The sequence below is a fragment of the Bifidobacterium sp. W8114 genome (assembly GCF_016101165.1).
Lineage (GTDB): Bacteria > Actinomycetota > Actinomycetes > Actinomycetales > Bifidobacteriaceae > Bombiscardovia > Bombiscardovia asteroides.
On record NZ_JACFRA010000004.1, the window covers coordinates 280,643 to 292,467 of the forward strand.

At 63.1% G+C, this 11,825-nt stretch carries 9 protein-coding genes and 1 tRNA gene; 2 read left to right on the plus strand and 8 right to left on the minus strand.

The genetic code is table 11. From position 1 onward, the window contains the following. The 6 genes from recO to H3T89_RS07275 all read right to left on the minus strand — a co-directional run bounded on the left by recO (position 1) and on the right by H3T89_RS07275 (position 6,914). Positions 1 to 723: a DNA repair protein RecO gene (gene recO, locus H3T89_RS07250; RefSeq protein WP_198216644.1), complete on the minus strand. Its 723-nt coding sequence runs from the start codon at positions 721 to 723 to the stop codon at positions 1 to 3. 15 nt (positions 724 to 738) lie between these two features. Next, positions 739 to 2,391, minus strand: a complete 1,653-nt coding sequence (locus H3T89_RS07255; protein ID WP_198216645.1) for an alpha/beta hydrolase family protein — start codon at positions 2,389 to 2,391, stop codon at positions 739 to 741. A 101-nt stretch (positions 2,392 to 2,492) separates the two neighbouring features. Beyond that, positions 2,493 to 3,722 (minus strand): flavodoxin-dependent (E)-4-hydroxy-3-methylbut-2-enyl-diphosphate synthase, encoded by a 1,230-nt coding sequence (gene ispG / locus H3T89_RS07260; RefSeq protein ID WP_015021523.1) that lies wholly within the window; start codon positions 3,720 to 3,722, stop codon positions 2,493 to 2,495. Next, the gene (gene dxr / locus H3T89_RS07265; protein ID WP_232348516.1) at positions 3,719 to 4,993 is read right to left on the minus strand and encodes a 1-deoxy-D-xylulose-5-phosphate reductoisomerase; all 1,275 of its coding nucleotides are present in this window, start codon (positions 4,991 to 4,993) and stop codon (positions 3,719 to 3,721) included. Before dxr ends, ispG begins: the two co-directional genes overlap by 4 nt. Continuing rightward, on the minus strand, positions 4,990 to 6,741 hold the full coding sequence (locus tag H3T89_RS07270) for a DivIVA domain-containing protein (RefSeq protein ID WP_198216646.1): 1,752 nt from the start codon (positions 6,739 to 6,741) through the stop codon (positions 4,990 to 4,992). Before H3T89_RS07270 ends, dxr begins: the two co-directional genes overlap by 4 nt. A 99-nt stretch (positions 6,742 to 6,840) precedes the next feature. Continuing rightward, positions 6,841 to 6,914, minus strand: a tRNA-Val gene (locus H3T89_RS07275). 121 nt (positions 6,915 to 7,035) lie between these two features. Between H3T89_RS07275 and H3T89_RS07280 the strand changes: the two genes are divergently transcribed. Further along, a complete protein-coding gene (locus H3T89_RS07280; protein WP_198216647.1) occupies positions 7,036 to 8,580 on the plus strand; it encodes an MDR family MFS transporter in 1,545 nt (514 codons plus the stop codon). A 147-nt stretch (positions 8,581 to 8,727) separates the two neighbouring features. Here H3T89_RS07280 and H3T89_RS07285 read toward each other — a convergent pair whose 3' ends face one another. Both H3T89_RS07285 and H3T89_RS07290 read right to left on the minus strand, forming a co-directional pair. Beyond that, complete coding sequence (locus H3T89_RS07285) at positions 8,728 to 9,144, minus strand: DUF3052 domain-containing protein (RefSeq protein ID WP_033510967.1); 417 nt, start codon at positions 9,142 to 9,144, stop codon at positions 8,728 to 8,730. A gap of 51 nt (positions 9,145 to 9,195) precedes the next feature. Then, on the minus strand, positions 9,196 to 10,062 hold the full coding sequence (locus H3T89_RS07290; protein ID WP_110416937.1) for a S16 family serine protease: 867 nt from the start codon (positions 10,060 to 10,062) through the stop codon (positions 9,196 to 9,198). A gap of 94 nt (positions 10,063 to 10,156) precedes the next feature. On the opposite strand from H3T89_RS07290, the gene H3T89_RS07295 reads away from it, so the two are divergent. Next, the gene (locus H3T89_RS07295; RefSeq protein WP_198216648.1) at positions 10,157 to 11,779 is read left to right on the plus strand and encodes a zinc-dependent metalloprotease; all 1,623 of its coding nucleotides are present in this window, start codon (positions 10,157 to 10,159) and stop codon (positions 11,777 to 11,779) included. Positions 11,780 to 11,825: the final 46 nt, after the last annotated feature.

Sequence of the window (11,825 nt, forward strand, 5' to 3'; positions counted from 1 at the left end):
TCAAGAATCTAATAGCCTCAGGGACCTGATGGTCCGCTCCAGGTAATATTCGCCCCATTTCTCGACAAGACCATCGCAGAGGGGGGTTGAGCCCTTGCCGTCCAGCCTGGACCAGTCCCCGCTGCTCAGAGCCCTGAAGCGGTCCAGGGTGGCGGGATCCACCGCCACGGCATCGGTAGGCCTATCCCGACTGCAGACCACCCCACCGCCGGGCACCGAAAAGTGGGTCAGCTGATCGGTCCGGCCGCAGACGATGCAGGAGTCCAGCCGGGGCCGCCAGCCAGCCAGTGCCAGGGAACGCAGCAGGTAGGAGGCGCCGATGTCACGGGGTCCATGCCGGTGACCAGCCAGGCTGACCAGGGCGGAGACCAGCAGACGGTACTGCTCCGGGGCCGGCTCGTGCTCGCCTACCACCAGCTTGTCTGCGGTCTCAAGCATGACGCCCCCGTTGGCGTAGAGGTCATAGTCGGCGCATATGGCATCCGCATAGGGGGCTATGCAGACGGCCTGGGATACGATGTCAAGGTTGCGTCCACGGGAGATGAGCAGATCGTCACGCATGAAGGGCTCCAGCCGCGCACCGAAGCGGGACTTGGTCCGTCGCACCCCCTTGGCCACGGCCCTGACCTTGCCGTGCCCCTTGGTCAGAATGGTGACAATCCGGTCGGCCTCGCCCAATTTGACCGTTCTGAGGACCAGGCCCTCGTCACGATAGATGGCCACGGCGGTCCCGTCCTTTCATTGGTAGATGAACAGGCCCCAGAAGGCGAAGATCAACAGGACTCCGAACATGGCCAGGGTGGTGACGGTGAAGAGGGCAACGCCAAAGCGGGTGGAGGCCAGAACAGGCCTGGGATCCATGTTGCGCATCTGCTGGCGCAGGCTGGGGCCGCCGGCCTTGCTTGTGCGGACCTGGTCGGGAAATCGGTCCAATCCCCTCAGGGAGGCCACTTCGACCATGCGGGCGAAGGTGCGCGACCAGGCCCAGATGACCAGGGCGCAGACCACCTGGATGACCGGCCAGCTCCAGTAACTGACCCCGGCCTGGTCGGGCACGCCGCCCCAACCCAGGCGTACCACGGCCATGATGACCTGGCCCAGGCCGGCTCCGAAAAGGACCATGGTGGCCAGGGTGGTGCCGGTGATGGTGACCAAGGTGCCGCCGAAGCCATGGCTGAAGCCCAGAACCGGGTCCTTGCGCCTGCGCAGACGGGACAATTTCATCAGACCTGCCACGACTGCCATGACCAGGGCCGCCAGCAAAAGAACCAGGGTCAGCAGGTGCAGGACCAGCATATAGACGGTCAGCGAGCGCCGCCCCCGCAGGTCAGTAGGCACGGCGATGGACTGGTGGATGGTGGCCCCTCCCACGCTGGGGCTGGTCTGATGCAGGCCATGGACCTGACCCACCGCCCAGTCGATCATGTCCCGTTGATAGTGGTCGGCCAGGGGTGTTCCGGTCCGGGCCTCATCCCCCAGCCGCAGCACATGATTGGAGACCGGGTAGGAACGCACCGTGACGTTCTCGTTGCCTGAGGCGTGCGCCTTCGACAGCACACTCTGCACCCCCTCCACCTGTGCGGTCATCACGTCCTTGGCCCCGTAGGCCAGCAGGGTGGGGATGGCGTAGGTGTAGCGGTCCGTGGGTTCGATGTCCAGATTGTTCAGGCCCAAAAGAGCGGCATCAGTGCTGAAGAGCCGACGGACCACCGACTGGTAGCCCTGGTTGGCCCCGGCAATGGCGAAGTCCTGAGCCACGAAGAAGCCCATGGCGTGCCGCGGGGAATAGACCATGGGGCTCAGCAGGATCTGGAAGGCGATCCGGTGGTCCATGGTCAGCAGCATGGCGGCGATCCAAGTGCTCTCGCTGGTGGCATAGATGCCCACCTTGGAGGCATCCACATCATCCCGGTCTCGCAGCAGATTGGCAACCCGCTCATAGGCCCTGGCGGAGGCTGGATAGTCCCTGTCGGCATCCGTGGTGGACCAGACCGGCTTGTCCAGCACGGCGGTGACGAAACCTGCGGAGGCCAGGGATCGGGCCACGTCCCCGAAGGAGTTGTCGCAGGTGCCGTAACCGGCGCCGTGCATGAAAACCACAGCCGGGCGATGGCCTGAAGCCCCCTTGGGAGAGCGAATTAGAATTCTGATGCGTTGGTGCTCGCCCGTGGCGGGCCTTTCCACGCTCAGTTCCTGGTGGCGGGATTCGACCTGATACTGCCCCATGGCATCCCTGGCAAGGCCGGCAGGCCAATCGAAGGTGACCGCGGTGTCCGGAGTCAGGGTGGGGAAATTCTGATCCACTGGTTCGTATTTCCAGGGGACGGCGGTCAAGTGTGAGACGGATACCAGCAGACCCATGAGGATGACGAAGATGGGCAGACTGGTCATCAGCCGCCTGACTCTGCTCCACCGACTTGTGGGGAGGGAACGCTCAACCTCTTGGGACACGACGGCCATTGTATCCGGTGGCGAGGATGGTGCTTATGCGCTCAGCTGGCACGGCCGGTGACCGGAACCACCATGGGCCCTACCTCCGGCAGGGTTTCACCCTGAACCGCCGCCTTGGCATCCATCTGTGCGGCGATTTCCTTGGCCCGTTCCAGCAGGGTGGGGACAATCTGGTCCTCTGGCACGGTCTGCACCACCTTGCCCTTGATGATGATCTGCCCCTTGCCGTTGCCCGAAGCCACACCCAGGTCGGCCTCCCTGGCCTCACCTGGTCCGTTGACGATGCAGCCCATGACGGCAACCCGGATGGGGGCGGTGATGTCCTTGAGCCCCTCGGTGACTTCCTTGGCCAGCTCGATCACGTCCACCTGGGCCCTACCGCAGGAGGGGCAGGAGATGATGTCGAAGTGGCGCTGGCGCAACCCCAGATATTCCAGAATCTTGCAGCCCACCTTGACCTCTTCCACAGGCGGCGCAGACAGGGAGACACGGATGGTGTCGCCGATGCCTTCAGCCAGCAGTGCGCCGAAGGCCAGGCAGGACTTGATGGTCCCCTGCCAGGAGGGTCCGGCTTCGGTCACACCCAGGTGCAGGGGCCAGTCGCCCTTGGAGGCCAGGAGCCTGTAGGTCTGGACAGTGGTGACGGGATCGTGGTGCTTGACGGAGATCTTGAAGTCGTGGAAGCCCACGTCCTCGAACATGTGAGCCTCTTTCAAGGCCGAGGCGACCAGGGCCTCGGGAGTGGGGCCGCCGTAGCGGGCGTAGATGTCCTTGTCCAGGCTGCCGGCGTTGACCCCGATGCGCAGGGAGATGCCTGCATCCGTGGCTGCCTTGCAGATCTCGGGGCCAACCTGGTCGAACTTGCGGATGTTGCCCGGATTGACCCTGACGGCTGCGCAACCCGCGTCGATGGCCTGAAAAACGTACTTGCTCTGGAAGTGGATGTCGGCGATGACCGGGATGGGCGACTTCTTCGCAATGATGGGGAGCGCGTCGGCATCGTCCTGGCTGGGCACGGCCACCCGTACGATGTCGCAGCCGGCGGCAGCCAGCTCAGCGATTTGTTGCAAGGTGGCATTGATGTCAGCGGTGACCGTGTTGGTCATGGACTGCACCGAAATTGGGGCGCCCCCGCCGACCGGCACAGGCCCCACCATGATCCGACGGGAGCGGCGGCGAGGATGCAGCGGAGTCTGGCTGATGGCCTGCTCACCTGTCTTGCGGAACCCTTGGGAGGATGTTGACTGTTCGGTCTTGGGAATGCTACTCACGCTGTCATGTCTATCAAAGCATCGGCCCTTTGGCGCGCCTCATGCTCGACTTGCTCCATTACCTCCACGGATGTGAATGTTCCCGGAAGATGCGTTTCCATGACATCCATGACCGAACGGATGGTTTCGACGATGTTCAGGTAGGGCAGCCGGTGATCCAGGAAGGCCCTGACCGCCTGCTCGTTGGCGGCGTTGAAGACCGCAGTCATGGGCTCGCAGCCTCCCAGAGCCCGCCTGGCCAGATTGACCGCCGGGAAAGCCTCGTCATCCAAGGGCTCAAAAGTCCAGGTGCTGGCCTTGGACCAGTCACAGGCCGCAGCCACGTTACCAAGACGGGCAGGCGCCGACAGGCCCAGGGCGATGGGCAGACGCATATCCGGAGGCGAGGCCTGGCTTATGGTGGCCCCGTCCTGGAACTGGACCATGGAGTGGACCACGGACTGAGGGTGGACCACCACGGTGATCCGCTCGGGCTCGATCCGGAAGAGTCGACTTGCCTCGATGACCTCCAGACCCTTGTTGACCATGGTGGAGGAGTTGATGGTGACCACCGGGCCCATGGACCAGGTCGGATGGTTCAGGGCCTGTTCAGGGGTGACCTCGCGCATGGCCTGGCGGCTCCAGCCCCGGAAGGGACCTCCTGAGGCGGTGACCACCAGACGGGCCACCTCTCCATGCTGCCCGGAACGCAGGGACTGCCAGATGGCCGAATGTTCCGAGTCGACAGGATTGATCTGGCCCGGCCGTATCTCGGCGTCGAAGAGCAGATGGCCGCCGGCTACCACGGACTCCTTGTTGGCCAGAGCCAGTTGGGATCCAGCCTGCAAAGCTGCAATGGATGGACGCAGACCAACTGATCCGGTGATGCCATTGAGAACAAGGTCACTGCCGGAACCGGCCATAGCCTGAACCGCCTCCATGCCTGCCTCTACCTGAATGCCGGTCAATCCCAGGGCCTCGAGAGCCCGCTGCAGGGCAGTAACCTGAGCCTTGTCGGCCAGAGCCAGACGCTTCACGCCAAAATCGCGTGCCTGGCGGGCCAGGAGCTCGACATGCGCGCCGCCAGCGGCCAATCCAGTCACCTGGAAGCGATCCCTGTGACGACTGATCAGATCCAGGGCCTGAGTGCCGATGGATCCTGTGGATCCCAGTATGACCAGACTGCGAGACCGGTCGGCATCATCCCTGGGCGACCAATCCGCCAAGGTGCGCTCGCGTCCGACCGACAGACCGCCCTGCCTGCCTTCACTCATCACTGCCAGAGGACTCATCGACCGCCTTTATCCTGTTCCCCCTCGTCATCGAAGGCTGGAAAAGAAATATCAGGGATGTCCAAATCCATCTTGGGCAGATCCTGGTTGAGCAGGGAGGCCAGGTAGGAATCCGGGTCCTTGTCCTGCTTACTCCCCTGTGTGTTTTGTGAATACCGGGGCTTGGCCCAGTCAGGCGTATCCGTGCTGCTTCCGGCTGTTTGGGCCCATGGACGTTCACGGGTCCCAGACGCTGCTGGTGCCGGTTCCTCATAGCTGCCCAAGGGTCCGCCTGCGCCCAGATGTCCGTCAACGAAGGGTGAGGAGATGATCGAGGTGGATCCCGGCGTAGACGAACCGTCAGCGTCAGCACCCGTCGCTGAGTCAGACACCGGTGATCCCGGCCTTGTGGAGGGGACGAATGCAGCCCCTGCCGAAGTAGGCGGGGTCGAGGCTGCAGGTGCCGAAGGGGTCGACTGGAATACCGCTGGCTCGGGAGTTTGTGGTGCCGGGGAAGACGATGAAGAAGGGGCCGCCGAGTTGAAAGGCACGGGTTTCGCAGACGACACAGGCGCCGTTGATTCTGCAGTGGGAACCGCAGGAGTGTAGCTGGTCGGCGCAGAGGCCGTCGCTGCGGACGCAGGCGGCGCGGAAGCCGGCATGACCGATTCCTGTTGACCTGAGACAGCGGGATTGGCCGGGGCAGCAGCGGATCCACGGCCGACACCGACCGAGGAGATCGATTTGGCTGGAGAAGAGATGGGAGATGCCGCCGCCGATGATGCCTGGGCTGCCTCAGCGCCCCCCTGTTCAAGCCGCTGGTTGACCGCCGAAGCCAGGGCACCCAGAGAACTGTTAGGTTGCGCCGTCGGCGCCGTGGGTGTCGTCTGCGTGCCGGCTGTCGGAGCCTCGAAGATGGCCCGCTCTGCCTGGTGCAGCTGAGCGAAATCGTCCTGACTGCCCTGGTCGCTCGCATGAGCGGAGGCATTCGGGATGCTCCAGGCGGGTGCCTGGCTCTGTCCGATCAGCGGCTGAACGCCCGAAGTTGAAGACTCCTGCACCGACAGCTGCGACGGCGCAGGAACAGCAGCCGGGGCCGTTGCATTAGCGCTTGCCCTCTTGGCCCTCTCGCTGACCCTGGCAAAGGACTCCAGCTGCTCCAGGAGCTCGACGGCCTTGGCCAGGAAGAAGTCCACTTGGCGCTCGTCATAACCCTTGGGCCCCCGCCGCTGGGTGAAAATGACGTTGGAGACGCGGTCTGCCGTGATGTCGGTGTTCTTCGACTTGCCCGAGCCCGTCTTCCGTCCCTCGTGCAGGTTGAGCTGGTCAGAGGTCTTGTTGAGAACCTGCTCGATCAGCCGCTCCACCTGCTTGCAGTCGTATGAGGGCATGCCGGGATCCCCGCGCTTGAAGACACTGCCCGAGGGCCTGCCGGCATGAGTGGTCAGCTCCGATTGCAGACTGACCATTCTGGTCGTCCAGCCATCCACGCCCACCCGGGCTATCTCCAAGCTGGTCTGCCTGTCGGAAATCACCCGCTCCAAGCGCGAGAGGGCAGCATCCACCTGGGTGATGATGTAGCCGTTCTTGCACAGATCGAAGGAGGCGTTGGCTATCTCCTCCTGGGTCAGATCGGGGTCCTGGCTCTCATAGAGAGAGTGAGCCCGCTCCAGGAAGGCGTCCACCTGCTTGGTGTCATATCCCCACTTGCGCTTGCCCGAGCGCGCAATGGTCGCCTCGGTTCCACGGGCATCAGGCTTAGCTGACATCAGGCATCGACCTCCTGACCTTTCTTGCCAACGATCGTCGTGCATCGATTCTACGTGAGCGCTAAGACGCGACTTCGGGAACGCCCCCTAAAACCCCTGTGGTCCCGCCCGGACTCGAACCGGGGACATCCACCGTGTAAAGGTGGCGCTCTAACCAACTGAGCCACGGGACCAGCACACTACCTTAGCAGAAGACACGGTGACAAGGCCGCATGGTGCGGCTATAATCCACTAGGAATTCGCGGCCATCGTCCGCAAAAGCAGAGAAACACACCATATAAGGGGGAGTTTGGATTGTCACAGACAGTCGATACAGGCAGTGGCAGGAAGACCAATCGCACCCTGGTGACGGTGGCGGTCTTCATTGCCACCTTCATGACCGCCATCGAGGGGACCATCGTCTCCACCGCCATGCCCACCATCATCGGGGACCTGCATGGGCTGTCCATCATGAACTGGGTCTACTCCATCTATCTGCTCATGACGGCGGTCACCACGCCTATCTACGGCAAGCTTTCAGACCGCTTCGGCCGCAAGCCGTTGCTGACCATCGGCCTGCTGGTCTTCGTAATCGGATCCACCCTGTGCGCCCTCTCCCAGTCCATGCCCCAGCTGATAGGCGCCCGTTTTCTGCAGGGCCTGGGGGCAGGCGCCATCCAGCCGCTGACCTACACGGTTCTGGCCGACATCTATCCTCTGGACAAGCGGGCGGGCATGATCGGCCTGAACGGCTCGGCCTGGGGCATCGCATCCATCATCGCCCCCCTGCTGGGAGGTTTCATCGTCCAGCAGATAAGCTGGCACTGGGTCTTCGCCATCAACGTGCCCATCGGTCTGCTGGTCATCATCATGATCCAGCTCTTCCTGAGCGAGCATATCCAGGCGCGTAAAACCCGCGTTGACTACATCGGCATCGGGCTGCTCAGCATCTGCCTGATCTGCCTGATGCTCTGCCTGCAAAGCCTGGGATCGGCGGGCGATACGCGGCTCACCCTGATCCTGGCTGCGGCCACCGTGGTCACCTTTGCCCTGCTTCTTCATGTGGAGGGCCGGCAGGAGGATCCCATCCTGCCCCTGAGACTCTTCCGCATCAGGACCTTCGTCATCCAGAACATCTGCATGCTGCTGGTGGCCGGATTCCTCATGGGCTTCGACACCTACATGCCCATCTGGATGCAGTCTGTGCTGGGGATGAACCCCTCGTTGGGCGGCTTTGTGGTCACCCCCTCCTCCATTCTTTGGCTCCTTGGCGCCTATCTTGCCGGACCACTGACCATGCACCACCCGCCGCACCGGGCCACCAACATCGGCCTGGCCTTCATCCTGACGGCCTGCATCTGCTACATAGCCGTCCCCCAGGCCACCGCCTACTGGGTCTTCCTGGTCATCTCTGCCGTGGTCGGCTTCGGCTTCGGCCTGACCATCACCACCTCGACCATCACCGCCCAGAGCGTGGTACCGGCCGGCGATGTGGGTGCCTCGACCAGCTTCAACACGCTGGCCCGTTCCCTTGGACAGACCCTGATGGTCTCCATCTTCGGCATCGTCATGAACACGGTCATCGCACGCGAGGTGCCTCAGCATAAGGGACTGACCGAGGACATGATGAACAGCATGATCAACCCGGCCACAGCAGGGAGCATCCCTTCACGCCTGCTGGGACCGGCCCGCACCATCGTCTTCGACGGCCTGCATTGGATCTTCCTGGTGGGCCTGGTCATCCTGATTATGGCCTTGGTGGCCAACCTCTGCGACATCCGCTCGCGCACCCTGCTGGCCGAATATCAGAACAAAGCCAAGACGGCGGCTCCTGCCATTGCTGACAGGGGCGAGCGGTAAAGGTCGCCCGCCAGACGAATTCCTCCGGGATTGTCCATGAATGACAGGGGGGTGGTGGGCATCGGGTGATTCCGATGCCCACCACCCCCTTCATCGGCTCTTATGCGATATGTCTAGCCGCCGTAAACGCCGGTAGAGCCTAAAGTCTTACTTGCCCTTGCCGAAAGCCCGCAGCTGGGTGGCATTCCAATCCTTGCTGACGGTGGTGGGCATCAGGGCGTTCATCCCAGCGGTCTTGGCCGCGTTGGAGACGACCCCAGGCGCCGATGTACCCGGTCTTCCGGGCTTGGGGGTCAGCACCCAGAACGGTGCACCCTTGTTGACCATGGCCGAGGCATCCATGATGGTATCTGCCAGATCGTCCTCGGCATCGCCGTCCCGCCACCAGATGATGACCCCATCCACGGCTTGGTCATAGTCCTCGTCCACCAGCTCCTCGCCGGTCAGATCCTCGATCCTGGTCCGGATTCCGTCGTCGACATCGTCGTCCCACATCCATTCCTGGACGATATCTCCGGGATGAAAACCGAACTCTTCCGCTGTATAGGTTGTAGTCTCAGCCACGGCTTCAGCATAACAAGACTGCCGGAATTCACCAATTGGGCCGGCCTTGTCTTATCTGCCTTTGGTGGCTGTGCAGCGGGGCAGCCCCTCCCCCTGGCCATGGCCGATGGCCACCAGGGCCTTGTAAGCCTCGTCCAAGGTGGACACCCGCACGTCGCGCAGCCCCTGTGGCACATGGCCTGTCACCTGTGAGCAGTTGGCCGCCGGGGCCAGGAACCAGGTGGCGCCGTCTCGCCTGGCGCCCAACATCTTCAGCTGGATGCCGCCGATGGCCCCGACCCGTCCCTTCTGATCCATGGTGCCGGTTCCGGCGATGGTCAGACCTCCGGTCTCCTGTTCGGGTGTGATCTTGTCGATGGCCCCCAGGGTGTACATGAGCCCGGCCGAGGGACCGCCGATGTCGGCCACCCTCATGCTGAACTGCAGGCCTGAAACGTCATATCCTCGGGCCTTGAGGAAGGCCAGAGCCTGGGCCGATGCGGCCTGCTGTGAGCCATGCATATCGCCCTGTTCCTGACGCTTGTACTCCTCAACGCTCTGTCCGGGAGGGACCACAGCCTCCTGGGGAAGAACCGTGGCGTGGGGGTCGGCCCAGCCCACCAGGGCATCCAGGTTGGAAGCCGGGTAGCCGGGGATTCCGCGGGCATTGACCGTGGTCATCAGCAGGCGGCCCCTGTCATGGTGGACCTGGCCGCCCTTCACCTTGATGACCGGTGAGCCTTTTGAACTTCCCAGCACATCCTGGGTGGGGCCGGGCGTCTCGATGGTATAAGGCGAGGGAAGGAAAAGCACCAAGATAGCCAGAATGACCAGAAGACCGCCGACCAGCATTTTGCGGGTGGGTCCGCCAAGCGTCCCGATTTGCCTTTCGGGTGCGCCTGTGGCGCAGTGATCCGATTTCCCGTGCGGAAGTGTCATAGCTCCAATATTATGGTTGATGAAGACGATAATCCCGGCAGGCGCCAACCTTGACGGCGAACGACCTGCCTTGGCGAGGACTGGAAACAAAGCAATGGACGAGAATGCAATCCACCAATGGCTCATCGAGTGCTTCGGCCCGGTGCAGGGCGAGCTGGCCTGGAGTCAGTTCTCGCAGCTGCCTGAGTCCATCCGCTCCCAGATGGCGGCCCAGGGAGCCGATCAGCTGCCCAAACCCGCCGAGGTCCAGGCCCTGATTCAGGCCTTCACTGCTGGAGGGCTGAACACCCCGGCCGACATGAAAGCCCAGGCCGACCAGGGGCCCATCAACGTTTCACTGGCCAAGAACATCGCCCTGGGGCGCACCAGGGTCGACCAGTCCGATACCACAGTCACAGCCGAGGACAGCGACCGGGTGGCCCGGGTCATGAGCGAGGCCAACCTCTGGCTGGATACCGTCTGCGCCTTTGACCCCGCCCCAGGCCAAACCGAAGCTCTGACCCGTGCCGGATGGATCGAGGGCAGCATCGACGCCTGGGTTCAGTTCGCCTCGCCGGTTGCCCAGGCGGTCAGCGAGGCGCTGACCTCCGTCATAAGCCAGCGCTTCCAGGGCTTCGACCAGGGCGAGATTTCGGGGATGTTCGCCGGACCTGTGCCCATCCCCCTGCCCGATAATCTCAAGGATCCGACTACGCTGATGAGACTGCTGGGGAACACCTCATTCGCCATGCAGCTGGGGCAGGCCGCCGGCGAGCTGGCCAAGGAGGTCCGCGGAGGATTCGACCAGGGCATCCCGCTGCTGAAGAACCCCGCCGGAGCCCTTATCCCACAGAACATCAAGGCTTATGCCAAATCCCTGGATCTGGATCTGGACGAAGTCACCCGTTATATGGCCCTCAAGGAAGCCGCCCACGCCCGGCTCTACGCCGCCGTCCCCTGGCTGATGCCGCGCTTCGAGGCCCTGATCGGCAAGTATGCCCGAGGTGTCTCCATCGACCTGGACGCTGTGGAGGATCAGTTGCGCGATGCTGAGCAAATCAACCCCGAATCCATCGCCGGTGCCATCAATCTCAGCAACGTCGGCATCGAGGACACCCCTGAGCAGAAGGAGGCCCTGCACAGCCTGGGCGACCTGCTGGCCCTGGTGGACGGCTGGGTGGATTGTGTGGTCTGGAACGCCGGCATGGCCCACCTGCCCCATCTGGAGCAACTGCGGGAAATGACCCGACGCGAGCGCGCCGTGGGAGGGCCGGCCGAACAGACCTTCGAGTCCCTGCTGGGCCTGCATCTTCATCCCAAGCGGTTGCGCGAGGCTGCCGATCTCTGGGAGCGCATCACCGCCGACGAGGGGGTACAGGGCCGTGACGACCACTGGTCCCATCCTGATCTGCTGCCTTCCCTGCCCATCAAGGAGGAAGCCGACGAGGGTGGAGCACCGATCTCTGCAGAGGGGCAATCCGAGCAGAAGGCCGACACTCCCACCACCTCGGTGGATTGGGATGCCGAGCTGGACAAACTGCTGAATGACGAGGAGAAGGAGCCCTCTACCGATCCGACCGCCCCTGCAGACTCCGACGGTTCCAATGACCAGGAGCATTCAGACCACGAGACTCCCGGCAATCAGATGAGCGCTGGCACGGATTCCCAGGACACCGACGACGGCCACCCGGATCGGAACGACTCAGACAGTGGCGATTCAGGCAAGAACCAAGCCTGAATCGCACTCCCTCTCCACTACGATGCGAAGGCCGAGGCGATGGCAC